The sequence below is a fragment of the Pseudomonas aphyarum genome (assembly GCF_028657055.1).
GTDB lineage: Bacteria > Pseudomonadota > Gammaproteobacteria > Pseudomonadales > Pseudomonadaceae > Aquipseudomonas > Aquipseudomonas aphyarum.
In genome coordinates this window covers 357,622-383,457 of sequence record NZ_JAMDGS010000014.1, presented here as the reverse complement: position 1 = coordinate 383,457, position 25,836 = coordinate 357,622, and the positions used below count along the sequence as shown (strand labels likewise).

The window sequence follows — 25,836 nt, the reverse complement described above, 5'->3', positions numbered from 1 at the left end:
GCAGCGCGTTAAGTGCTCGGGTTACTGCTTGTTGGTTTTGCGTTGTTATGACTTAAAGAACGACGGTGCGATTGGCGTTCAAAAACACCCTCCGCTCAATGTGATACCCCACGGCCCGAGCCAGGGTCAGGCCTTCGATGTCGCGGCCCTTGGCGATCAGGTCTTCGGGGTAATGACTGTGATCCACCGCCTCGACGCCCTGGGCGATGATCGGCCCCTCGTCGAGGTCGTTGTTGATGTAGTGCGCGGTGGCGCCCACCAGTTTCACGCCCTTGTTGTAGGCCTGGTGATACGGCTTGGCGCCCTTGAAGCCCGGCAGCAGCGAGTGGTGAATGTTGATCGCCTTGCCATCGAGCTTGCGGCACAGCTCCGGCGACAGCACCTGCATGTAGCGGGCGAGGATCACCAGTTCAGCGCCAGCCTCTTCGATCACCTGCCACACCTGCCGCTCCTGGGCCGGTTTGTCGTTCGGGTCGAGGGGGAAATGGTAGTAGGGAATCTGGTGCCAGTCGGCCAGTGGCTTGAGGTCAGGGTGGTTCGACACCACCGCCGCCACGTCCATCGACAACTGGCCAATGCGCTGGCGGTAGAGCAAGTCGTTGAGGCAGTGATCGGCCTTGGAGACCATGATCACCACTTTTGGCCGGTAGTTCGGCGCGGTCAGCTCGAAGATCATGCCGAACGCCTGACCACGCTCGGCGAGGCCGGCGCGGAAGGATTGTTCGTCGAAGCCGTCGGGCTGACGGAATTCCACACGAATGAAGAAACGCCCCGAGAGCCGGTCATCGAACGAGTGGTGCTCGGTGACGTAGCAACCCTGCTCGAACAGAAAACGCGTCACCGCGTCCACGGTGCCGAGAACGCTGGGGCAGTCGGCGGTCAGAATCCATGTGTCTGGGGCGCGGCTCATGGTGCGGTGACTCCTGTTCTTTGTGCGGGGTGTCAGGGAGTTTTCCCCTCACCCTAGCCCTCTCCCGGAGGGAGAGGGGACTGACCGGGTTGTTCTTTCGAGCTACACCGACGTGAAATACCGAGCCGAACTCAGGTCTGAGAAAAGCAATTTCACGCCGGTCGCAATTATTAATAACGCCGAAGATCGGCTCCCTTTCCCCCTCTCCCCCCTGGGGGAGAGGGCTGGGGTGAGGGGGTAGGATCTCAAGCCCTACTCACAAGCCATTGCAACTCAATCTACTTAAGCCTGAACGCTCAACCCGTACTCAGCCGAAGCATCCTGCAACCACAACCACCAGTAATCCGAGAAGCTGCGACGAATCAGCAGTTCCCAGGTGTCTTCGGCGGTGTGGCGGATCATCAGCTGCGACTTGGCGAACACCGTGCCCACAGCCTTGCCGACCGGGAAGTTGTTCGGGTGTACGTCGTAGCTGGTGGATTTCATCAGCACCTGACGCACGTTCGGGCCGCTCAATTCGAGCACTTGCTGGCCGCCGCTGACGTTGACGATTGCGATGTGCAGATCGCCCAGCGCTTCGCGCAGTTTCTGCTCGGCGGCGAACTCTTCACCGCTCGGCACGATCAGCAGCCACTCGTCCGGGCCCATCCATTGCAGACTGGTTTCGCCTTTGACGATCACGCTCAGGGCGCCCGGCAACTCGATGCCCAGCGCCTTGTGCACACCAGCAGCGAACGCGGCATCGTGGCCGTCGCCACGGATGGTCAGATGGCCGAGGAGTTTCTTCTCGCGCACGGTCACGCCGGCGGTCTTGCGGCCCTTGCCGACCAGGCTGGCGAGGTCGGCGTGATGCAGCGACGACTCGGCCTTGGCCCCGGTGGTCGGGCGTTGTTGGTAAACGTTGGCTGCGGTCATAAAGCACCCTTCCTGAATTCTGTGTTCTCTGTGGGAGCTGGCTTGCCAGCGATAGCGTTGTATCAGTCACCATTGTGTTGTCTGGTCTGACGCCATCGCGGGCAAGCCCGCTCCCACAGGGATTGAGGTGTCAAATGTTCTGGCGATCGCCTTTCGGATCAAAGAACACCGAAGAAACGATTTCCGCCTCGATCACGCTGCCATCCGCCAGCGGTGCGAACACCCGCTCGCCCAGACGCTTCAGACCGCCCTTCACCACGCCCATGGCAAATGAATAGCCGAGGGAGTTGTGCGCGTAGCTGGAGGTCACGTGGCCGACCATGGTCATCGGGATCGACTGCTTGGTGTTGAACACCAGCTGTGCACCTTCCGGCAGCCAGACGTTCGGATCGATCGGCTTCAGGCCCACCAGCTGTTTACGCTGGTCACGCACGCAGTCTTCACGGTTCATGCCGCGCTGGCCGATCCACGAGAACGGTTTGGTTCGACCGACGCACCAGCCCATGTTCAGGTCGTCCGGGGTCATCGAGCCGTCGGTGTCCTGGCCGACGATGATGAAGCCCTTCTCGGCCCGCAGTACGTGCATGGTTTCGGTGCCGTACGGGGTCAGGTTGTACTGCTTGCCCGCCTCGACGATTTTTTCCAGCACGCCCATCGCGTAGTCGGCCTGGACGTTGACTTCGTACGACAGCTCACCGGTGAACGAGATGCGGAACACCCGCGCCGGCACACCGCCGACCAGACCTTCTTTCCAGGTCATGAACGGGAACGCTTCGTTGGCGAGGTCGATGTCGGTCACGGCGCTGAGCAGCTTGCGGCTGTTCGGGCCGGACAGGGTCATGGTCGCCCAGTGGTCGGTGACGGAGGTGAAGTAGACCTTCATCTCTGGCCATTCGGTCTGGTGGTACAGCTCCAGCCATTGCAGTACGCGAGCCGCGCCGCCGGTGGTGGTGGTCATGACGAAATGGTTGTCGGCCAGACACGCCGTCACACCGTCGTCGAAGACCATGCCGTCTTCCTTGCACATCAGGCCGTAACGGGCCTTGCCCACGTCGAGCTTGGTCCAGGCGTTGGTGTACACGCGGTTGAGGAACTCACGGGCGTCCGGGCCCTGGATGTCGATCTTGCCCAGGGTCGAAGCGTCCAGCAGACCGACGCTGTCGCGCACAGCCTTGCATTCGCGTTTGACGGCGGCATGCATCTCTTCGCCGTTTTTCGGGAAGTACCACGGACGCTTCCACTGGCCGACGTCTTCGAACTCGGCACCGTTTTTCAGGTGCCATTGATGCAGTGCGGTGTAACGCACAGGTTCGAAGATGTGCCCGCAGTGACGGCCGGCTACCGCGCCGAATGTCACCGGCGTGTAGTTCGGACGGAACATCGTGGTGCCCATCTGCGGGATGGTCACGTTCAGCGAGCGGGCGGCAATCGCCAGGCCGTTGACGTTGCCGAGCTTGCCCTGATCGGTGCCGAAGCCCAGCGCGGTGTAGCGTTTGACGTGCTCGACCGATTCGAAACCTTCGCGGGTCGCCAGTTCGATAGCGGCGGCGGTCACGTCGTTCTGCAGGTCGACAAATTGCTTCGGCGCCCGTGCGGTGGCTTTTTCGTGCGGCACCTGGAACAGCGCCAGCGTCGGCTCTTCCAGACGGCTCAAGGCTTTCGGCAGCACCGCTTCGACGCTCTGGAAACCGGCTTCGGACGCAGCGCGCACGCCGCCTTCAAAACCGTCAGCCAGGGAATCGCCGAGGCCGTAGACGCCGTTGATGCCACCGACACACACGCGTTTCTGCGGTGCTTCGCCCGGCACGAAACCGAGGATGTCTTCGCGCCAGATCGGCTTGCCGCCGAGGTGCGATGCCAGGTGAACCACCGGGCTGTAACCGCCGGAGCTGGCGATCAGGTCGCAGTCGAGCCATTCGCCCGGGCTGGTGACCTTGTGACCTTTGACATCGATCGCCGCCACGCGGGCAGCGGTCACGTGCTTGCTGCCACGGGCCTCGATCACGGCACTGCCGGTGAGGATGCGAATGCCTTTGGCGCGCGCTTCTTCAACCAGTGCACCGCGCGGATTGCTGCGGGCGTCGGCGATGGCGACCACTTGCAGGCTGGCGTCGAGCCAGTCCAGCGCCACGCGATAGGCGTGATCGTTGTTGGTCGACAGCACCAGCTTCTTGCCCGGTGCCACGCCGTAACGGCGCACGTAAGTCGACACCGCGCCGGCCAGCATGTTGCCCGGCACGTCGTTGTTGCCGTAGACCAGCGGACGCTCGTGAGCACCGGTCGCCAGCACCACACGCTTGGCGCGGACACGGTGGATGCGCTGACGCACCTGGCCGATCGGAGCGCGGTCGCCGAGGTGATCGGTGAGGCGTTCGTGAATGGTCAGGAAGTTGTGGTCGTGGTAACCGTTGACCGTGGCGCGCGGCAACAGCAGCACGTCCGGGGTGTTCTTCAATTCGGCAACGACACTGGCAACCCACTCCACGGCTGGCTTGCCGTCGAGGCTTTCGCGGGAGTCGAGCAGGCTGCCGCCGAACTCTTCCTGTTCATCGGCGATGATCACCCGCGCACCGCTGCGTGCAGCGGCCAGGGCAGCGGCCAGACCGGCCGGGCCGGCGCCGACGATCAGCACGTCGCAGTGCTGGTTCATGTAGTCGTAGGTGTCCGGATCGTTCTCGGTCGGCGAACGACCCAGACCTGCGGCCTTACGAATGTACTTCTCGTAAGTCATCCAGAACGATTGCGGGTACATGAAGGTTTTGTAGTAGAAACCCGGCGGCATCAGCTTGCCGCCGACCTTGCCGAGAATCCCCATCATGTCGTTGTTGACGCTCGGCCAGCCGTTGGTGCTGGTGGCGACCAGGCCCTGGTACAACGCCTGTTGCGTGGCGCGCACGTTGGGAATCTGGGTGGCTTCAGTAGCACCGATCTGCAGCACCGCGTTCGGCTCTTCGGCACCGGCGGCAAAGATGCCGCGCGGACGCGAATACTTGAAGCTGCGGCCAATGATGTCGACGCCGTTGGCCAGCAGGGCTGCGGCCAGCGAGTCGCCTTCAAAACCTTTGTAGGTCTGACCGTTGAAGGTGAAGCTCAGCACTTTGTTGCGGTCGATCCGTCCACCGTTGGACAGGCGATTGGTCTGGCTCATACCTTCTCTCCCAGCGCCGTCGTGGCTGTTTTCGCAGTGTCAGCCTTGTCGGTGAATTGCGGCTTGGTGCCGATCTTGTAGGTTTCGAGAATCTCGTAGGTCACGGTGTCGCGGGTGACGTTGAAGTACTGGCGGCAACCGGCGACGTGATCCCACAACTCGTGGTGCAGGCCGCGCGGGTTGTCGCGAAAGAACATGTAGTCGCCCCACTCCTCGTCGGTGCAGCTTGCAGGGTCCAGAGGACGCGGGATGTGCGCCTGACCGGATGCGTGGAATTCCTCTTCGGAGCGCAGTTCGCCGCAGTGAGGACAGAAGATATGCAACATGGGGATTTCTCCTGTTAGTGGGCGACAGCCGCAGCGCCGTGTTCGTCGATCAACGCACCGTTGTGGAAACGGTCGATGGAGAAAGGTGCGGCCAGCGGGTGCATTTCACCCTTGGCCAGACTCGCGGCAAACACGTTGCCCGAGCCAGGTGTGGCCTTGAAGCCGCCGGTGCCCCAACCGCAGTTGAAGAACATGTTCGGCACCGGGGTTTTCGAAATGATCGGGCAGGCGTCCGGCGTGGTGTCGACGATGCCGCCCCACTGACGGTTCATGCGCACCCGCGACAGCACCGGGAACATCTCGACGATGGCCTGGATGGTGTGCTCGATCACCGGGTACGAACCGCGCTGGCCGTAGCCGTTATAGCCGTCGATACCGGCGCCGATCACCAGGTCGCCCTTGTCGGACTGGCTGATGTAACCGTGCACGGCGTTGGACATGATCACGCTGTCGATGATCGGTTTGATCGGCTCGGACACCAGCGCCTGCAGCGGGTGCGATTCGATCGGCAGACGGAAACCGGCGAGTTTGGCCATGTGCCCGGAGTTACCGGCGGTGACCACGCCGACGCGCTTGGCGCCGATGAAGCCCTTGTTGGTTTCAACGCCGATGCACACGCCGTTTTCCTTGCGGAAACCGATCACTTCGGTCTGCTGGATCAGGTCCACGCCCAGGGCGTCGGCGGCACGGGCAAAGCCCCAGGCCACGGCATCGTGACGGGCCACGCCGCCGCGACGCTGAACGGTTGCGCCCATCACCGGGTAGCGGGTGTTTTTCGAGCAATCGAGGTACGGAATTTCGTCCGCGACCTGCTTGGCGTTGAGCAGTTCGCCGTCGACGCCGTTGAGGCGGTTGGCGCTGACCCGACGCTCGGAATCACGAATGTCCTGCAGGGTGTGGCACAGGTTGTAGACGCCGCGCTGGGAGAACATCACGTTGTAGTTCAGGTCTTGCGAAAGGCCTTCCCACAGCTTCATCGCGTGTTCGTACAGGTGCGCCGACTCGTCCCACAGGTAGTTGGAGCGAACGATGGTGGTGTTGCGCGCGGTGTTACCGCCGCCCAGCCAGCCCTTCTCGACCACGGCCACGTTGGTGATGCCGTGCTCTTTCGCCAGATAGTAGGCCGTCGCCAGACCGTGCCCGCCGCCGCCGACGATGACCACGTCGTAGACCTTTTTCGGGGTCGGCGTGCGCCACATGCGCTGCCAGTTTTCGTGGTGGCTGAGGGAGTGTTTGAAGAGGCCGAAGCCCGAATAGCGTTGCATAGTCATGTACTCCAGAACGCTCAGCGATAAACCGGAAAGTCAGCGCACAGGGCCGAAACCTGCTGGGCGACGTTGGCCTCGACATCGGCATCGCCGAGGTTGTCGAGGATGTCGCAGATCCAGCCGGCCAGCGTCACGCACTGGGTCACCTTGAAGCCGCGGGTCGTCACCGCCGGGGTGCCGATGCGCAGGCCGGAGGTCACGAACGGCGACTGCGGGTCGTTCGGTACGGCGTTCTTGTTGACGGTGATGTGCGCGCGACCGAGGGCCGCGTCTGCGTCCTTACCGGTGAGGCCCTGACGGATCAGGCTGACCAGGAACAGGTGGTTGTCGGTGCCGCCGGACACTACATCGTAGCCACGTTTGATAAATACGCTCGCCATCGCCTGGGCGTTGTCGATCACTTGTTGCTGATAGGCCTTGAAGCCCGGCTCCAGCGCTTCCTTGAAGCACACGGCCTTGCCGGCGATGACGTGCATCAGCGGGCCGCCCTGGGCGCCGGGGAATACTGCGGCGTTGAGCTTCTTCTCGATTTCTTCGTTGGACTTGGCCAGGATCAGGCCGCCACGCGGACCGCGCAGGGTCTTGTGAGTCGTGGTGGTGACCACGTCGGCGTACGGCAGCGGGTTCGGGTACAGACCGGCAGCCACCAGACCGGCGACGTGGGCCATGTCGACGAACAGCAGCGCACCGACCTTGTCGGCGATCTGACGGAAGCGCGGGAAGTCGAGGGTTTTCGAGTAGGCCGAGAAACCGGCGACGATCATTTTCGGTTTGCACTCGACGGCCAGACGCTCGACTTCGTCGTAATCGATCAGGCCGGTCTTGGTGTCGATGCCGTACTGCACGGCGTTGTACAGCTTGCCCGAGGACGAGACTTTGGCGCCGTGGGTCAGGTGACCACCGTGGGCCAGGCTCATGCCGAGGATGGTGTCGCCCGCTTGCAGCAGGGCCAGGTACACGGCGCTGTTGGCCGAGGAACCGGAGTGCGGCTGGACGTTGGCGTAATCGGCGCCGAACAGTTGCTTGGCGCGTTCGATGGCCAGCGCTTCGACCTTGTCGACGTGCTCGCAGCCACCGTAGTAGCGCTTGCCAGGATAGCCTTCGGCGTATTTGTTGGTCAGGCCGCTGCCTTGCGCTTCCATCACGCGTTTGCTGGTGTAGTTCTCCGACGCGATCAGCTCGATGTGATCTTCCTGACGTTGCTCCTCGGCATTCATCGCCGCCAGCAGTGCATCGTCGTAACCCTGGATCTGGTCTTGCTTGCTGAACATCGCGTCTCTCCCAGCGGCATCTGTGCGCCATTCGTCTCGGTAAGGCACGGCGTTCAGCCAGTGCCCTTTGATGCGATGGTATGGCCGGCGCAGGGAGGTCAAATGCCTACGGACGCCACGCAAAGGTGCGTTTACGACATGGCAGCGGCGACGGACTCAAACAAGCAGCTGGCGCAAGGCCAGAAGAACCATGAAATGCGCGGGATAGAGCGCATACGCCCAGCGCCGCATGGGTGGCGCGTGGAGGTAAGTGGCGTGTCGCAACAGGAACATTCCGAGCAGTGGCGCGATCAGGCAGGTCGCAATCCCGAGGATGGCGACGATGTTGCCGAACTGCGCGGATTCGTAGAGCACCCGCCATTGATTCGCGACCAGACACAGCAGGCCCGGCAACAGGCTGAAAAACCGGGGTTTGCGAAACACCAGCAACATCGCCAGTGGCAGCAGGACACCGAACAAACCGAACATCAGTCGCTCCGGGAACATTGCAGCCACCAGCAAGGCGCTGAGGCCCAGCAGTCGTGAAATCAGCGTTGGATCCTGCCAGCCCCGCGCCACCAGCAAGCCCAGCGCCAGCGTGGGCATCACGTTCAAGGTGTCGGGCTCGGGAATGTACAAACGGTAGGGAATTTCGCTGAGCAGACTGAACAGCAGCAACCAGCCCAGATAGCGCCATTCGGTCTTGCGCGCGCCGTCCCGGGCCAGGTTCGCCGCCATCGCCAGGCAGAACCACGGGAACGCCAGCCGTCCCGGCACATACAGCCAATCGGCGCTGATCCCGACATATCGCAGGTGATCGAGCAGCATGCTCAGCAGCGCCAGCCACTTGAGCAGATCGAGTGCGCCGTCGCGCCGGCTCAGGTGCATAATCGGCTCGCATCCTTGTAAAGTTCTGACAGCGACATCCCGTGTGCTCCCCGGATGATCTTCGGTACAGTGCGCACCATCATTGACCCCACGAAGCGCCACAAGCGCCTCGATCACGGAAGCCGGCCATGACCGACAAGAGCCAACAATTCGCCAGCGACAACTACTCCGGTATCTGCCCCGAAGCCTGGGCTGCCATGGAACAGGCCAACCACGGCCACCAGCGCGCCTATGGCGACGATGAGTGGACAGCACGCGCCTCCGATTATTTCCGCAAGCTGTTCGAGACCGACTGCGAAGTGTTCTTCGCCTTCAACGGCACCGCCGCCAACTCCCTCGCGCTGTCGTCGCTGTGCCAGAGTTACCACAGCGTGATCTGCTCGGAAACCGCCCACGTCGAAACCGACGAATGCGGCGCGCCGGAATTCTTCTCCAACGGTTCGAAACTGCTGATCGCCGGTACTGAAAACGGCAAGATCACCCCGGCCTCGATCCGCGAAGTCGCGCTCAAGCGCCAGGACATCCACTACCCGAAACCGCGCGTCGTGACCCTGACCCAGGCCACCGAGGTCGGCAGCGTCTACACCCCGGAAGAAGTCCGCGCCATCAGCGACACCTGCAAGGAACTGGGCCTGAACCTGCACATGGACGGCGCGCGTTTCTCCAACGCCTGCGCATTCCTCGGCTGCTCGCCGGCGGACCTGACCTGGAAGGCCGGCGTCGACGTGCTGTGCTTCGGCGGCACGAAAAACGGCATGGCGGTCGGTGAAGCGATCCTGTTCTTCAACCACAAACTGGCCGAAGACTTCGATTACCGCTGCAAACAGGCCGGGCAACTGGCCTCGAAGATGCGCTTCCTGTCGGCCCCGTGGGTCGGCATCCTGGAAAACGACGCCTGGCTCAAATACGCCCGCCACGCCAACCACTGCGCGCAACTGTTGGCCGAACTGGTCAGCGACATCCCGGGCGTGGAACTGATGTTCCCGGTCCAGGCCAACGGCGTGTTCCTGCAACTCTCGGAACCGGCCATCGCCGCCCTGACCGTTCGCGGCTGGCGCTTCTACACCTTCATCGGCAAGGGCGGCGCACGCTTCATGTGCTCGTGGGACACCGAAGAAGAGCGCGTGCGTGAACTGGCACGCGATATTCGCGAAGTCATGTCGGCCTGATCACCTCCCCGTGGCGCGGGAGCCTGCTCCCCCGCCACCGCTCCTCCCCCTCCCGTTTCAGCTCCATCGTCTACATTGTCTGTCGAGCCATCGCTCACATAACAATAAGCAGGAGCTTGCGCATGTCGCTAAAAGACAAAACCTTGTTCATCACTGGCGCCAGCCGTGGCATCGGGCGCGAGATTGCGCTGCGGGCTGCACAGGACGGGGCCAATATCGTGATCGCGGCCAAGAGCGCCGAGCCGCACGCCAAGTTGCCCGGCACCATCCACAGCGTCGCCGCTGAAGTCGAAGCGGCCGGGGGCAAGGCTTTGGCGTTGCAACTGGATGTGCGGGATGAAAACGCGGTGCGTCAGGCGCTGGCCCAGGCCAATGAGCATTTCGGTGGGATTAATGTATTGGTGAACAACGCAGGGGCGATCAAGTTGACCGGTGTGCAGCACATCGAACTCAAGCGATTCGACCTGATGCACCAGATCAACACCCGCGCGGTGTTGCTGTGCAGCCAGGCGGCCCTGCCCTATCTGAAGAAGTCCTCCGGGCACATTCTCAACCTGTCACCGCCGCTGAATCTGGCCAGCAAATGGTTCGCGCAATACAGCCCCTACACCGTGACCAAGTACGGCATGAGCATGCTCTCGGTGGGCATGAGCGAGGAATTCGCCAACTACGGGATCAGTGTGAATTCGCTGTGGCCGCAGACCATGATTGCCACGGCGGCGATCGAGTTTCAGTTGGGCAATCGCGAGTCGTTCAAGCATGCGCGCACGCCGCAGATCATGGCGGATGCGGCGCATGTGATTCTAAGTAGCAGCGAGCGGCGGATTACCGGGCGGTTGTTGATTGATGAGGAGATTTTGCGCGAAAGCGGCGTGACGGAGTTTGATCATTACCGCTTTGAACCGGGGAGTGATGCGAAGTTGATGACGGATTTGTTTGTGGATTGATCAGTGTGTCTGTGAGCCCCTCCCCTCACCCTAGCCCTCTCCCAAAGGGAGAGGGAACCGACCGAGTTGTTTTGCGAGCTACATCGACCTGCAAGACCTTATCGATTATGGATTCGGCAAAGAAGATTCAGGTCGGCGTATTCCTTGAGCATCCCCCAATCAGCTCCCTCTCCCTCCGGGCGGTCCGACGTTTCGGGAGGGCTGGGGTGAGGGGGCTTTTGAAGTACCACTCAATATTCGATCCGCACATCCCCCTTCGGCACGCTGCAGCAAGAAAGAATGTACCCCTCCGCCTCGTCGTCCTCGGTGATCCCGCCGTTGTGATCCATCTCCACTTCTCCGCCCAGTTTGAGCACCTTGCACGTCCCGCAGATCCCCATGCCGCAGGCTTTCGGGATCATCAGGCCAACCTTCGCAGCCGCCGCATGCACGGTCTCGCCCGGGGCGACACGGATGCTCTTGTCCGAGGAGGTGAATTCCACCAGGTGCAGATCCGCCGCAGGCACTTCCGGCGCATCGGCTGCCTGTTCGGCCTGTTCCACCGCATCGGCGCGGGCTTCCGGTGGCGTGGCGCCGAAGGACTCCTCGTGATAGCGCTTCATGTCGTAGCCGGCGTTTTCCAGCAGCCGCTTGACCGCGGTCATGTACGGCGTCGGGCCGCAGCAGAAGACTTCGCGCTCGAGGAAGTCCGGCACCATCAGTTCCAGCATCTTGTGGTTGAGGTAGCCGCGATAGCCGGCCCACGGCTCGCCCAGCCCGTGTTTCTCGCAGATCAGGTGCAGGCTGAAGTTGTCGATCCGCGACGCCATGTGTTCCAGCTCGCGGTGGTAAATGATGTCTTTCGGCGAGCGGGCGCTGTGGATGAACGTCATGTCGACGTTGCCGTTGGTGTCGTAGAACCAGCGCGCCATCGACATGCACGGCGTGATGCCGACACCGCCGCTCAGATACAGCACTTTCGGGCTCGGGAAATCGATGGCGTTAAACAGCCCGACCGGCCCGTGCACCGCCAGCTCCTGGCCTTCATGCAGGGTGTCGTGCAGCCAGTTGGACACCTTGCCCCCCGGCACGCGCTTGATGGTCACCGAAAAGCTGTACGGCACCGACGGCGAGCTGGAGATGGTGTACGAACGCATGATCGGCTGGCCTTCGATCTCCAGCTCCAGGGTCACGAATTGCCCGGGCTTGAAGAAGAACAGGATCGGCTGGTCGGCCATAAAGCAGAAGGTGCGCACATCCCAGGTTTCCTGGATGACTTTGACGCAACGGACGATGTGTCGGCCATTGGCCCAGGTCTGGGTGGTGACCGGATTCAGGAAGCTGTTGGACATGCTGTTCTCCACGGCCGACTGTCGGCCTTCATGTGGCGATTCTGCGTATAGCGAGAACGCCCCGTTTACCTATCCGCGACATTGACATACTTATCGCGACCAGCCCCCAACCACCGGGGGTTGCGCGTCGGGAACAGATTGCACCATGTCGCCCATGGATAAGGTTCCGGGCAGCGGCGGCCCCACACTCGCCCCCAACACAAACAGATTCTTTACACCTTGCGTAGCAACCCTGATCAGCCACTTTCGCGGCCACGCAGATGGCCTTGAGGATTACATCGATGGACACCGCAAAAATCAGCCTGGGCGACCCGCTGGAACCCGCACGCAAGGCCACCGCACAAATGCTGCAGGAGCGCGAGCGCACTTATTCCCTGCCGCAACCGTTCTACAGTGACGAGCGCCTGTTCGATATCGACATGCAGGAGATCTTCCAGAAAGAGTGGTTGATCGCCGGCATGACCTGCGAAATCCCGGCCAAGGGCAACTACATCACCCTGCAAATCGGCAAGAACCCGATCATCGTGATTCGCGGGGCCGAAGGCGTGGTGCACGCATTCCACAACGTCTGCCGCCACCGTGGCTCGCGCCTGTGCACCAGTGACAAGGGCAAGGTCGCCAAACTGGTCTGCCACTACCACCAGTGGACGTATGAGCTGGACGGTCGCCTGCTGTTCGCCGGCACCGAAATGGGCGCCGACTTCGACATGAAGCAGTACGGCCTCAAACCGGTGAACGTGAAGACTGCCGGCGGCTACATCTTCATCAGCCTGGCGGAGAACCCGCCGGCCATCGATGACTTCCTGTCGACGCTGAACCACTACATGGAACCGTACGACATGGAAAACACCAAGGTGGCGATTACCACCACCTTGATGGAAAAGGCCAACTGGAAGCTGGTGCTGGAAAACAACCGCGAGTGCTACCACTGCGGCGGTTCGCACCCTGAATTGCTGAAAACCCTGCTGGAGTGGGACGACGTCACCGACCCGCGCGCCGATCAGGCGTTCAAGGACCACGTCGCCGCCTCCGCTGCTGCCTGGGAAGCCGAGAAAATCCCTTACGCCCACGCCAGTTTCGGCCTGCGCAACCGCATCGTGCGCATGCCGCTGCTCAAAGGCACCGTGTCGATGACCATGGACGGCAAACAGGGCTGCGCCAAACTGATGGGCCGGATCAAGAACCCGGACCTGGGCTCGATGCGCATCCTGCACCTGCCGCACTCGTGGAACCACTGCATGGGCGACCACATCATCGTGTTCACCGTGTGGCCGATCAGCGCCCAGGAAACCATGGTCACCACCAAATGGCTGGTGCACAAGGATGCCGTCGAAGGCGTGGACTACGACGTCGAGCGCATGCGCCAGGTGTGGGACGCGACCAACGATCAGGACCGTCGTCTGGCGGAAGAGAACCAGCGCGGGATCAACTCCACCGCGTACCAGCCTGGGCCTTACTCCAAGACCTATGAATTCGGCGTGGTCAACTTCGTGGACTGGTACAGCGAGCGGATGCTGAGCAACCTCGGGGCCGAGCCTGCGCCGTACCTCAAAGGCGTTCCGGTACAGGGCTAAAAAGCATCGCTGGCAAGCCAGCTCTCACAGGTTCTGCGGTGTACACAAATGTTGTGAGCACCACAAAACCTGTGAGAGCGGGCTTGCCCGCGATGGCGTCCTTACAGCCACCGCATCATTGGGATGACCACCTCACCGATCCATCCTCCCCGATAAACTCCTCGAAAATTTCCTCCCCCACCAACCTGATCTTCGCGTACCCATTCAACACCCGCAGCGGATAGTCCGGATCGTTCGCATCCTTCGTCTCCGAAAACAGCACCCGCGAATGCCCGTTCAGCTCGCTGGTGGTGCCGTAGGGAATCGCCCCGTGCCCGGCGCAGCGCGCATGCAGTCCGCCCTGGGTCGCATAGACGATGCCGTTGTGCAGATGCCCCCAATACCAGTAATCCGGCTCGCGCCCCAGCGCATCGCACACCGGTTGATACAGCGCAGTTTTGTTGTGCCCGGTGATGTCGAAGCCCTGATGGTGGCTGAGCACCATGAGTTTCTTGCGTTTCGGCAGGCCCTTCATCCACTCGATCTGCGGCTTGTTCAGCGTGCCGTCCATGTACAGGTTCATGACGTCCGAGGCGTACGCAGTGTCCAGCCCGACAATCAGCCAGTCGTCGTTGATCAGGGCGAAATAGCTGGTGCCCTGCTGCCCCGGAAAACGCGCGGCCAGTTCCTTGAAATAACCGTGGGCGCCGCTGTACATCTCGTGGTTGGAATTGAGGGTGAACGAACCGTGGGTGCCCATCGGCCAGCCGGCCATGTCGGTGTCTTCCTGGGAATGGGTGCCGGCGTAATAGACATCACCCAGGTGAATGGTGAAATCGGCATTGGCCAGTTGCATCTGGTTGGCCACCGACACCGCCGGCGCATGGCTGTTGAACGGCCCGGTGCCCCAGTCGCCGGCAATCGCCAGCGTCACTTCACGCTCCATTTTCACCAGCGCCGGATCGGTGCCGAAGGTCGCGTGATGGCGCAGGTTTTCGATCCACTTGAGCAGCGCTTCGCTCCACAGCAGATCCAGCAGCTCCCATTTGCGACAGCCCAGCAGCGTGCCGTCCTTGAGCACCTTGGTCTGCAGTTGATCGGGCGATTGCGGCAGCGGCGTTGCGTTGCCGATGCGCAGGATCGACAGGCCATGGGACAACTCCCACGGCACGGCCGGCTCGTCGTCCGGCAACTCGCCATGCTTGAGCACGTATTGCGCCTGATCGTGACCGCGCTGGAGCAACTTGATGATGGCCTCGAATTCCTTGGGTTCGAGTTCGCTGATGAGCTTCATCCAGGCCATTTCGATGCGCGTGAACAAGCCGTGCAGGCGCACCTTGACCTTGTCGTACTCGTGTTTCAGATGACCGACCGCTGACATGACGTAATCCTCTATCCGTAAGGGTTCACAGGGTTTTCATGAATTCGATCAGCGCACGCTTGTCGTCGTCCGACAGCGTCGTGCCATACAGGTGACCGCTGTTGTGATTGCCTTCCAGGCGCGTGTCGTACGTGAAGTCCGCCGAGGCTTTGGCCTGGGCGCCACTGGTGACGAAGCCGACGTTGACCGGGTCGTAGACATCGGAGCCGGTGATGAACACCTGCGGACGTTTTTCCGCCGGTTGCAGCAAGTCCCACAGGGTTGGCACCGAACCGTTGTGCAGGTACGGCGCACGCAGCCAGATGCCGTCGGTGGGCGTGTTGCTGTAGCTCTGGGTCTTGCGGTAGGCGCCGAAATCGAACGGCGGTTTCTTGAAGGTGTGGAACGCCGTCACCAGCCCGGTGGTGAACGAGTTCAGCCGGTGCGGATCGGTGCCGAGCTGGTCGATGTTGGTGGTGACCTGCCCGGTATCGACGCGACCGAAATCGTGACAACCGGCGCAGTTAGCCTCCCACACCGGTTTGCCCTGGGCGACTTTTGCCTGATCCAGTGCCCACGGCCACGCCGGCGCCTTGTGCCCGAGCAGCCAGTTGGTCACCCGGTTGAAACTCGGCGGGAGCACCGATTCCGGCGTCGCCCCCACGGCCATCGCAGCGGCGTAGTTGCGCTCGTGGATCTTGTTGTTATTGCCGTCCCAGTGCAGGTACATCGATTCCCGGGGTTTCTGATTCCACACTTGCGGCAGGTCGACGGTGCCGATGGTCGAGTCATCCGGGAAGCCAAACACCACCATTTTCGTCGGGTTGAACGTGTCGGTACGCCCCGGCCCCTGTTGCGGCCGCAGCTTCTGCCAGGCATAGGCTTGCTTCTGTTTGAGCAGCGCAGTCTTGGCCATCGGGATGATCAGGTAACGGTTGTAGATCTTCTCGAAGAAGCCGAGCTGGAACTTGCTGTTGATCGCCGCCATCACGGCGTCGGTGGTGAATTTCGGATCGCTGGCGCAATCGTAGGCGAACCACTGGAAAGCTTGCAGTTGCAGGGTGTTGGCCGGTGCGCTCGGCACGTTCACTGCGACGTCGCTGGCATTCGCCCGGTAGGAACCGGTGTGGCACAGCGCGCAGTTCGGCTCGACGGTCGGGTAGCCGATCTGCCGCTTGGCCATGCCGATCGGCAGGTCCTTGCCATTCTCGAACAGGAAACCGAAGACTTCCCAACCACCGGGTTTCGGCAGTTTTTCCGGGCACATCTGCGGCAATACCGAGAACAGGTAATAGGGAATCCGCGCTTCGATGCCCAGGCCAATCGCGGCGTATTTGTAGTGGTCTTCGTCGGAGGCGTAATCCTGCTCCGGCACCACGCGCAGCATCTGGTACCAGGTCTGGTAACCGATGAACGCCAGCAGCGCCACCACGACCAGCGTGCCGACCTTGAACGCGTGACTCTGCCACTGCCGCGCCCACGCTGCGCGCCATTCGCGCCAGCCGTCACAGAGCAGCGCCAAGGGTCGGTTTTCGGGGGTGGTGCCGAGGTACAGCAGGATGCCGAGGATCAGGAAGAAACTCAGGTCGCCCATCAGCATCGGCACGAACACCGAACCCTGGCTGCTGGTGTTGATCAGGTAGATCCAGAACGCCACGGCGATCAGCCGCGTCAGCACGCACAGCCAGGAATGCACCACGTAGCGCGGCGCGTTGAAGCCCGACGGCATGTAGAACACGCTGATGCCGACCAGCAGCATCCCGGCGTTTTCCAGCCACGGGTCGGAGAGTTGCGGCGGCAGGCCGACCACCGATGTCAGCAATCCCGGCGCGAATAGCGCCGGGATTGCAAACACCATGTTCATCGCAATGCCGAGCCAGATGAAGCGTTGAAACCAGCGGATGTAGCTGTCCATATCATCCATTTCCTTGTGCAGACGGGAGAGATGTAGCGCCTGACCTGTCGCCATCGCGAGCAAGCTCGCTCCCACAGAGAGAGCAGCCATGCTCAGAATTTGTGCTCGACACAGTCCCCTGTGGGAGCGAGCTTGCTCGCGATGGCAGTCGACTCGGTCTGAGATCAACCGAGGGCTGTTTTCTCCAGGTGTTCAAGGATGATCGGATACACATCGACCACCGCGTTCTTGCCGAACATGCAATCGATGTGGCCGTAACCCGGCACCACATGCCGGCTGTAGCGCTCCGGCCCGTGCTGCTCGCAAACCCGCTGATAGGTCTTGAGCGTGCTTTCCGGCAGATAACACTGGTTGTCGGCGCCGCTGATAAAGCAGATCGGCATGGTCAGCCGGTCAAAGTGCGGCATGTACACGTCGTGCCCTTTGAAATCCACCAGATGCCCTTTGCGCACGATCAGCGCCAGGTGCTCGAAGGTCTCGATGTTCGACTCGCCGAACAGCTCGTGCAGGTTGTCGTGCAGGGTTTCGTTGAGGGTGTCGTGGCGATACAGCGAGGCGTACATGAAGGTGATGCGGTGGCACACCGGGTTGGTGCAATAGCCCTGGGCTTCGATCCGCGCATAACCGTTGAGCGCCTTGTCGTAGAGCCGGTTGAACCAGTTCTCCTTGCTGTCGGCGTAGGCAGTCATCGATTTGATGCCGATTGCGTCGAGCATTCCCGGCAAGTGCAGACCGGCCTTCAGCCCCGTCGCCGTCGCGACCACCGTGTCAGCGGCGATCTGCGAACAGACCACCGAACGCACGCCCTGCAAACCGGCGAGCAGCGACATGAAGAACGTGGTCGCGCCGTAGCAATGCACCACGCACTGCACGTCTTTGGCTTGGGTTTCTTGCTGGATCTGCGCGATGGCGGCCTTGAAGTCGTACTGGGCGATCTGGTCGCCGTTCCATTCCTTCTTGCTCGCCGGCAGCAGGATGCTCACCCGGAAATCCAGAAGCCACACGTCGTAATCGTGCTTGCAGAGAAACTCCAGCAGGTTGGTCTGGATCGTATCGGTCGAGAAGATATTCGAGCCCACCCCCAAACCATGCACCAGCATCACCGGGCCTTTGCTGCCAGCCTGATAGCGGGTCAGGCGCAGCTGCACGCCGTCTTCGGTGGAGAAGAAATGCACGGCCGGCGTCGGCGCATCCAGTGGCCGTTTCAGCCGTGGCGGCGCGTCGGGATTGAAGTATTTGTCCCCGGCAAACACCCCGCCATAACTTTCCCAGAGAATCCCGGCGAAGAACTTGCCGAACCGCGCCAGCCCTTCGATGCGCTCACGCTCGTTGCGCGCATTGAGGACTTTCATGGTGGTCATCTGCTTGGCGAAATCGGTCGGTTTGATGTGCATCACCCCGGAGCCGATCACCTCGCCGGTCTTGTCCGGCCCGCGATACAGCGTCACGTAGAGGGTGCTGGTGTCGTGCCAGATATTCAGCACGCCGTTGTCTTCCGGCACGGTCTTGAAGGCGCTGAAGAAATAGTCGTGGCCGTCCTCGGCGGTCAGTTTCATGTCGTACTTCATGTGGCGCGTATCGACCTGCTGCTCGAACTGCTCGAACAGGTTGAACACACCGTTGCTGGCGGTCAGCGGTTCCGGCGACAGCGCCGGGGCGATCACCGTGCCGACGATGGTCGCGGCGTGTTCCGGTTCCTTGATCATCCGGTTGAGGTCATTGGCGGTGATGGTCAGGGTGAAGTCGATCGGCGAATTGTCCGCCTCACCGCGCTTGGCGGCCGCCTCATAAACCTTGAGGTCGGTGCTTTGCGCGGCAGTGAAGGCGCGGGAGAAGTAACCCTTCATGGTTTCGGTGAACTGCACGCCGAGGGTCGGCGGCGCGGTCTGTTTGCGCGGCGCCGACGGCAGCGTGTAGTCGATCGTCCAGCCACGATCGGCGGCCAGCAGGCCCATGTTGCGCTCGCTCACGGCGGAGATGGTCAGCAGCGGATTGACTGCCAGTGACGTCGGGATCACCGCGCCGTCGGTCACGTACAGGTTGGCGTAGACATCGGTGCCACTGGCACCGCTGAACACCTGGCCCTTGTGGTTGACCACGCCTTGCGCGGCGTCTTCGCCCATCACGCAACCGCCCAGCGGATGCACCGAGACGATGCTGTGCTTGAGCAGCTTGGTCCAGATCGGATTCTCGACCCAGATCCCGCCCAACGCCTTGGTGCTCTGGTACAGCCGTTCGTTGCCGATCTTGAAGTTTTCCTGTTCGCCGACGCCCGGCCAGTCGATGCGCAGTTGATCCTTGCTGTCGAGGACCATGCGCCCCTGGCCGCTGTCGTGGCTCATGATCAGGTAAGTCTGCATGTTGTGCAGCGCGCCGTGATACGGGCCGCGCAGGAAGCTTTCGGCTTCGCGCTCCTTGTACTTCACCTTGCCGCTGAAGCTGTCGTCGGTGGGCTTGCCGATCATCTCGGCGAACCCGGCCATCGCCGGCACCATCGGCCGGCCGAGCGCGCCGGGAATCGAACCTTCCTCGATGACCATGCGACTGCTGCGGTCACCCTCGGTGCGCATGTCGATGATCGAGGTGATGCACGGGCCGACCGGTTGCATTTCCTTGGCCGAGTGCGCGCCGAAGCCGATGCCGTTGATGGTCTGCTCGCAGTTATGGCCAAAGCCGAGGATGTCGCCGTTGCCGCTCATGTTCTCGCCGAGCTGGCCGGACATCACCAGGCCCTTGTCCCGCGAGCGCAGCAGAATCTCGGTGGAGCCGAGGGTGCCGGCGGAGACCACCACAATGTCAGCCTTCACGAACAAGGTCGGCGCGTCGAATTTCTCGCGACCGCTGTCGAGATACTGGAAGTGCACGATCCAGCCGTTGCCGTCGCGCTCCAGATGCCGCACCTGGGCCTGGCAGAAAATCTCCGCGCCGTGATTGGTGGCGTCCGGCAGGTAGTTCATCAGCGTGGTGTTCTTGGCCTTGTTGTTACAGCCCGACACGCAGTCGCCGCAGTGGTTGCACGGCAGTTGCTCGACGCCGACGTGATTGAGGTTGTTGGGCAGTTTGTCGAAGGTCACGTTGATCGGCGGCTTGTAGAAGTGCGCGCCTTGCTTGAGGAAGTCTGCGGATTTTTTGTTGGCATCAAGCTTCGGCAGGTTCGGCGAGGTGCTCGGGTAGGGATTGGGTTTGAGCATCTCTCGGGCTTTTTCGTAACCCGCCTTGAGCAGGCCATCGTTATCCTCGCGCACCGCCAACGGCCAGCGTGGATCCTTGAACACATCGGCTGTCGGTTCCAGCGAGACGTTTGCATTGATCAGCGACGTACCGCCGAGGCCACAACCCACCACCACGTTCTGCTGCGCGTTGACATGCAGATCGAACAACCCGGTGCGCGAGCCGATGTGGCCGTCCGGATCGTGTACCTGCAATTCCTCGGTGGCGGCGATCATGGTGTTGGGGTATTCGCCGGGCTGGATTTCCCGGCCGCGTTCCAGCAGACAGACCTTTTTACCGGCCCGGGACAGGCGCGACGCGGCAATGCCGCCGCCGTACCCGGAGCCGATGACGATCACGTCGTAATGTTCCTTGATTTCGCTGATGGGCGTTGCGATCCGTGTCATGAGGTGGTTCCTCTCTCAGGCAGATGGGGCAACTCTGCGGTTGCCTGCAATCAATGGGCGAACGGGCACCTGGCCTCCGGGAAATCCCGACGGCAGTACAACGGTTTAGGCAGGAATCAAGCGCTACAGACGGGCGTGCTGATTGGCGGCACGACGCAACGTGCGCTTTCGCGGCGAAGGTGCCGGCAGGGCACGGAGCGTGCAGGGACTGAGGGGTAAGCGGTGTGGCTGGGTATCCATCACGCGTTCTCCCTGAACCAGATGTGGATAAGTGACGGCTGTCCTTGTGCCATTGCAGTGAAGACAGGCACCGGATCGAAGTCAAGGCGGGTTCTTAGAACTGTATGAAATGTGATCAATTGCCTTTTGGACTAAGCCCGCCGGGGGTTGCAGGGTTTGGCGAACAAGTTATCCACATAGCCACCCACAGCTAATGGGGACAACTGTGGATGACCTGGAAAAATAATCGGGTTTTTGTGAAGAAAATTCGTGACTTATCCAGAAGCAGGGTTTCCATTAGCGATTGATGGTTTTTTGACCAATCCTATGGATGGCACGGATTACGTGGCTTGTAGAGGATGGCGAACACCTTATCCACAGAAGCGCCAACAGAGTTCGGGGGTAACTTGGCGGGTGCTGTGGAAAAGCGCTGGAGGCGTTGATAAATCGGGGTCTGCGTGGGGATTGATGGGTTAAAAGGCTAATTTGAGCGTTTTTTGATCAGATCTTTGTAAGCCACGGTTTATATGGCTTGCAGCGGATAGCGAACATCTTATCCACAGAAGCGCCAACAGAGATTGGGGGCAAGTCTGGGAGTTGTTCTGGGGAAAAAGCTCGTAAAAACCGCGAGTTAGGCTGGTTATTTTTTGATCTGGGGGCTGGAGGGCTTGGTTTGTATGGGGTTGGGAGAGGGGCGAACATGTTATCCACAGAGTGGTTAACAGGGATTGTGTGTAATTTCCAGTGAGTGGATGGCTTGTGACCGCTGCCCTCACCCCAGCCCTCCCGAAACGTCGGACCGCCCGGAGGGAGAGGGAGCCTACGGTGGTGATCTTGCGGGACACGTCGACCTGAGCGTTTATCGCGACCTCAGGTTTGATCAAGCTAACGCCATATCAAGTGGTTAATGCTTGGCGAACCAAGGTCACCGCCGGAGTCGCAGGTCGATGTAAATGGCCGGCCCAACTCGGTCAGTCCCCTCTCCCTCCGGGAGAGGGCTAGGGTGAGGGGCTTCTAGCGAACAACACCCTCTTCAATCAGCAACTTCAAAATCGCGTCAGCGCCAGCCTGCGCCGTCACGCCCTTGAGCACTTGCCCCCCACCCCCACTGGCCTTGGCCGTCGCCGCCTTCATCCGGTCCGCCCCGCTCTTGGCCTTGATCACCTTCAGCCGTTTTGGCCGAGGCTTGGCCGGTTGCAGGGTCGCCACCGCTAGTAATTCGTCATCCACCACTTCCACATCTTTAGCCTGAAGAACGCCGCGTCGCGCAGGCCCGTAAGCACTCTGCCGAGGCTTGGGCGCAGCGTTATCCACAGTTGCCAGAAACGGCAGGCGCACCTTCAACCGGCGGCGCTGCCCACGGGGCAACGCTTGCAGCACCAGCGCAGAACCATCGTTGATCGATTCGACCTGCGCCAACCCCACCACCAGCGGCCAACCCAGCCCCTCAGCCAGCAGGAACGGCAGCATCCCCGAGCCCTCGCCGGTTTCCGCCTGGCTGCCGGTCAGTACAACCTGTACGCCGGCATCACGCAGATACTCGGTCAACGCCGGCAACGCGTCGGCGCCCGCCGGTTGTTCCAGCACATGCATCTGCGCAAGTCCCATGCCCAGATAGGCGCGCAGCGCCGGTTCGGCGATGTCGCCGGCGTGCAGCACTTGCAGGTTATCCCCCGCCAGTTGCAGGCCGAGTTCCACCGCGCGGGCGTCCTGATCGGCGCGGCGTGGGCGGCCGGAGGTCGGGTGGGCGCCGATTGAAACCAGACTGATGATCTTTGTGCTCATAACCGTTCCTTAAGCCGCATCGCGCTTGGCTTCGTTGCGGTAAGCCTCTACCGCCGCGATCAAGGCCTGAAGAATTTCCGCGCTTTCGCCGATCACCGACAGGTCGGCACGCTTGATCATGTCGCAGCCCGGATCGAGGTTGATCGCCACTACCTTGTCGCAGGCTCCGATGCCTTGCAGGTGCTGGATCGCCCCGGAAATCCCCACGGCCACGTAAACCCGCGCGGTGACCCAGGTGCCGGACGCGCCGACCTGACGGTCGCGGGCCATGAAGCCGTCGTCCACCGCCACCCGCGAAGCGCCTTCGGTGGCGCCGAGGGCGGCAGCGGTTCTGTGGAAAAGCTCCCAGTCCTTGACCCCGTTGCCGCCGGAGAAGATGAACTCGGCTTCGGCCATCGGAATGGCTGCCGGATCCACCGCCACCGCACCCAGATCCTCAATCCGCGACAGGCTGCGCGCGACGGGTGTGGATAACTCCACCGGCAGCGCTTCGTGACGGGTTTCGCTGACCGGTTCGGCACATTCGGCGGACGCCAGAATCAAGCGCGCCACTGGGCGGGCAAGATCCTGCAACCCGGCACCGGCGCGGCCGATGCATTCCTGATCCTTGACCTGCCACACCCGTGTCGCCGGGCGTTCGCCCAGTGCAGCAGCAAAGCGTCGACCGAGTTCACCGCCACCGCTGCGGCTGTCCGGCAGCAGCCAGTGACGCGGGTTGAACTGGTTATCCACAGCCCGCAGGCCCTGGATCCGTTGTTCCGGTGCATAACCGCTGAATTCTTCGCCTTCCAGCACCAGCAAGCGGTCAATGCCCGCCGTGGCGAAAGCGTTTTCCTTGTGCTCGCCGAACACCACCGCCAGCACCGCACCGTCGCTGCCGGCCAGCTGATGAGCCAGGCCGAGCAAGTCACGGTCGTGGCTGCTCAAGCGGCCACCGACCATGTCCGGCACCACGCTGATGTAGAACGCCGGGGCCGGCACCTGATGCAGCGGCAATTGCACTTCCACCGCTGCCGAGCGTTTGACCGCCCCGCCCTGCTGGGCGCCGCTGCGGTCGATGCGTTTGATGCCGTTCGGCCCGATGAAGCCGATGCCGTGCAGGTTCTTGCGGATGATCCCGTTGGGGCCCATCCAGCTGTGTTGCGCCGGTTGCATGGCCGCGTGCAGCGGGTGCAGGCGGTTGCGTGCGATCCATTCGGCGCGGGGGTCGCGGCGGATAATGTCGCTCATCAGTGGGCCTCCGCAGGTTCACGTTTGGCCGGGGTGGCAGGTTTGTTCGGCGCGGCGTCTTCGAGCAGCGCGTCGGCCACCAGTTCGGCGATGTCCTTGATCAGCGGACGCGGTTCGACCACGCCTTCGAGCATCGCCGTGCACTGTGGACAACCCACGGCCACCAGTTCGGCGCCAGTCTCGCGGATGTCTTCCATGCGCATGTCGGGAATCCGCTGCTTGCCCGGAATGTCGGTGATCGGCGCCCCGCCACCGCCGCCGCAGCAGCGTGAACGGAAGCCGGAACGTTGCATTTCCTTGATCTCGATGCCGAGGGCGCGCAGCACTTCGCGCGGCGCCTCGTACTCGCCGTTGTAGCGGCCGAGGTAGCAAGGATCGTGATAGGTCACGCTGTTGCCTTTGTGCTGACCGAGGTTCAGCGCGCCGGCCTGGATGATTTCCGCCAGGTAAGTGCTGTGGTGCTGCACGAGGTAGTTGCCATCGAACGCGCCGTACTCGTTTTTCAGCACGTGGAAGCTGTGCGGATCGCAGGTGACGATGCGGTTGAAGCTGTACTTGGCCAGGGTCTGGATATTGCGTTTGGCGAGCAATTGGAAGGTCGCTTCGTCACCCAGACGACGGGCCACGTCGCCGCTGTCGCGTTCTTCCAGACCGAGCACCGCGAAGTCGACCTTCGCCGCTTTCAGCACTTTGACGAAGGCGCGCAGAGTGCGCTGGTTGCGCATGTCGAAAGCACCGTCGCCGACCCAGAACAGCACGTCGGTGGACTTCTTCTCGCTGAGCAGATTGAGGTTCAAATCCGCCGCCCAGTTCATCCGACCGCCCGGGGCGAAACCGCCAGGGTTGTCGGTAGCGATCAGGTTTTCCAGGACTTCGGCGCCCTTGTTCGGGGTCGCGCCTTTTTCCAGAGTCAGGTGCCGGCGCATGTCGACGATGGCATCGACGTGCTCGATCATCATCGGGCACTCCTCGACGCAGGCGCGGCAGGTGGTGCACGACCACAGGGTTTCGGCGTCGACCAGACCGTTGACGATCGGTTGATGCGGATTGCCGCCGTGCTCACCCACAGCTTTCCCCGGATAAGGGCTGCCGGCGAACTTGGCATCGGTGCCGCCGGCGAGGCCGACGACCATGTCCTGAATCAGTTTTTTCGGGTTCAGCGGCTGGCCGGCAGCGAACGCCGGGCACGCGGCTTCGCACTTGCCGCACTGCACGCAGGCGTCGAAACCGAGCAACTGGTTCCAGGTGAAATCCTTGGGTTTTTCCACACCCAGCGGCGCGGTCGGATCATTCAGATCCAGCGGTTTCAAACCGGTGGAGCGGCCGCCACCAAAACGTTCGGCGCGACGGTGCCAGGCCAGGTGCAACGCACCGGCGAAGGCGTGTTTCATCGGGCCGCCCCAAGTCATGCCGAAGAACAGTTCCGACACGCCCCACAACACACCGATCCCGAGAATTGCTGCAAGCACCCAGCCACCGAAGTTCTCCGGCAGGATCCCGGCCACCGGCAAGGTCACCAGGAAAAACGACGCCGAGAACGCCAACAAGCTTTTCGGCAGGCGCATCCACGGGCCTTTCGACAGCCGCGACGGCGGGTTGAGCCGACGCCGATAGACGAAGATCGCCCCGACGAACATCACCGCCGTCATCAGCAGCAACGCGTAGCCGAGGATCCGATTATGCAGGCCGAAACCGTGCACCAGAATCGCCAGCACGATCGACGCTACCGCACCGCCCGCCGTGGCGACGTGGGTGTTGGCGATGTATTTGTCCCGCGCCACCACGTGGTGCAGATCGACCATGTAACGCTTGGGCATGGCGAACAGGCCGCCGATCAGATCGACTTTCGAGGCCCGGCCCCGACGCCACATGGCCACCCGCCGCAACGCCCCCAGCACCGCAAGGGCCAGGGCTGCGAACAACAGGATTGGAAGAAGGGTGTTCAACATAGGTGTTGCTCCCAAAGACCTCGGGTCTTGCAGGTCGAGATGCCTTACTCGGTCAC

Annotated in this window: 17 protein-coding genes; 3 read left to right on the top strand and 14 right to left on the bottom strand. The window is 61.9% G+C overall.

Annotated elements, in window-relative coordinates; all coding sequences use genetic code 11:
* Nucleotides 1-52 precede the first annotated feature (52 nt).
* From purU to M5G18_RS22525, 7 genes are all read right to left on the bottom strand, one after another.
* Entirely contained in the window at nt 53-910 is an 858-nt protein-coding gene (purU, locus tag M5G18_RS22555; RefSeq protein WP_007959808.1) for a formyltetrahydrofolate deformylase, read from the bottom strand.
* Between the two features lie 282 nt (nt 911-1,192).
* Nucleotides 1,193-1,825, bottom strand: coding sequence for a sarcosine oxidase subunit gamma (locus tag M5G18_RS22550; protein ID WP_064599941.1), 633 nt, complete (start codon nt 1,823-1,825; stop codon nt 1,193-1,195).
* 130 nt (nt 1,826-1,955) lie between these two features.
* On the bottom strand, nt 1,956-4,973 hold the full coding sequence (locus tag M5G18_RS22545) for a sarcosine oxidase subunit alpha (protein ID WP_273896279.1): 3,018 nt from the start codon (nt 4,971-4,973) through the stop codon (nt 1,956-1,958).
* Nucleotides 4,970-5,299, bottom strand: a complete 330-nt coding sequence (locus tag M5G18_RS22540) for a sarcosine oxidase subunit delta (protein ID WP_007959805.1) — start codon at nt 5,297-5,299, stop codon at nt 4,970-4,972. The genes M5G18_RS22545 and M5G18_RS22540 overlap by 4 nt, the downstream gene beginning before the upstream one ends.
* Nucleotides 5,300-5,313: 14 nt before the next feature.
* Complete coding sequence (locus M5G18_RS22535) at nt 5,314-6,564, bottom strand: sarcosine oxidase subunit beta (protein ID WP_003206307.1); 1,251 nt, start codon at nt 6,562-6,564, stop codon at nt 5,314-5,316.
* Nucleotides 6,565-6,584: 20 nt separating this feature from the next.
* A complete protein-coding gene (gene glyA / locus M5G18_RS22530) occupies nt 6,585-7,838 on the bottom strand; it encodes a serine hydroxymethyltransferase (RefSeq protein ID WP_007959804.1) in 1,254 nt (417 codons plus the stop codon).
* Between the two features lie 156 nt (nt 7,839-7,994).
* Nucleotides 7,995-8,705, bottom strand: a complete 711-nt coding sequence (locus M5G18_RS22525; RefSeq protein ID WP_273896274.1) for a TraX family protein — start codon at nt 8,703-8,705, stop codon at nt 7,995-7,997.
* 128 nt (nt 8,706-8,833) lie between these two features.
* Between M5G18_RS22525 and M5G18_RS22520 the strand changes: the two genes are divergently transcribed.
* A complete protein-coding gene (locus tag M5G18_RS22520; protein WP_273896273.1) occupies nt 8,834-9,874 on the top strand; it encodes a threonine aldolase family protein in 1,041 nt (346 codons plus the stop codon).
* A 122-nt stretch (nt 9,875-9,996) separates the two neighbouring features.
* Nucleotides 9,997-10,821 carry an SDR family oxidoreductase gene (locus M5G18_RS22515; protein ID WP_273896271.1) on the top strand — a complete coding sequence of 275 codons (825 nt, stop codon included), beginning with the start codon at nt 9,997-9,999 and terminating at the stop codon, nt 10,819-10,821.
* Between the two features lie 230 nt (nt 10,822-11,051).
* Here M5G18_RS22515 and gbcB read toward each other — a convergent pair whose 3' ends face one another.
* Nucleotides 11,052-12,152, bottom strand: coding sequence for a glycine-betaine demethylase subunit GbcB (gene gbcB, locus M5G18_RS22510; protein ID WP_207984168.1), 1,101 nt, complete (start codon nt 12,150-12,152; stop codon nt 11,052-11,054).
* Between the two features lie 281 nt (nt 12,153-12,433).
* Here gbcB and gbcA point away from each other — a divergent pair, with 281 nt between their 5' ends.
* Nucleotides 12,434-13,726: a glycine-betaine demethylase subunit GbcA gene (gbcA, locus tag M5G18_RS22505; protein ID WP_127800304.1), complete on the top strand. Its 1,293-nt coding sequence runs from the start codon at nt 12,434-12,436 to the stop codon at nt 13,724-13,726.
* Between the two features lie 115 nt (nt 13,727-13,841).
* Here the strand turns inward: gbcA and M5G18_RS22500 are convergent, their stop codons facing one another.
* The 6 genes from M5G18_RS22500 to dgcB form a co-directional block, all read right to left on the bottom strand.
* The gene (locus M5G18_RS22500) at nt 13,842-15,086 is read right to left on the bottom strand and encodes a metallophosphoesterase family protein (protein ID WP_179693451.1); all 1,245 of its coding nucleotides are present in this window, start codon (nt 15,084-15,086) and stop codon (nt 13,842-13,844) included.
* A gap of 25 nt (nt 15,087-15,111) precedes the next feature.
* Nucleotides 15,112-16,980: a c-type cytochrome gene (locus M5G18_RS22495; protein WP_273896269.1), complete on the bottom strand. Its 1,869-nt coding sequence runs from the start codon at nt 16,978-16,980 to the stop codon at nt 15,112-15,114.
* A 164-nt stretch (nt 16,981-17,144) separates the two neighbouring features.
* Nucleotides 17,145-20,597: a GMC family oxidoreductase N-terminal domain-containing protein gene (locus tag M5G18_RS22490; RefSeq protein WP_273896267.1), complete on the bottom strand. Its 3,453-nt coding sequence runs from the start codon at nt 20,595-20,597 to the stop codon at nt 17,145-17,147.
* 1,233 nt (nt 20,598-21,830) lie between these two features.
* Entirely contained in the window at nt 21,831-22,601 is a 771-nt protein-coding gene (etfB, locus tag M5G18_RS22485; protein ID WP_273896266.1) for an electron transfer flavoprotein subunit beta, read from the bottom strand.
* 9 nt (nt 22,602-22,610) lie between these two features.
* A complete protein-coding gene (etfA, locus tag M5G18_RS22480; protein WP_273896264.1) occupies nt 22,611-23,831 on the bottom strand; it encodes an electron transfer flavoprotein subunit alpha in 1,221 nt (406 codons plus the stop codon).
* The gene (gene dgcB / locus M5G18_RS22475) at nt 23,831-25,780 is read right to left on the bottom strand and encodes a dimethylglycine demethylation protein DgcB (protein ID WP_273896262.1); all 1,950 of its coding nucleotides are present in this window, start codon (nt 25,778-25,780) and stop codon (nt 23,831-23,833) included. The genes etfA and dgcB overlap by 1 nt, the downstream gene beginning before the upstream one ends.
* Between the last annotated feature and the right edge of the window lie 56 nt (nt 25,781-25,836).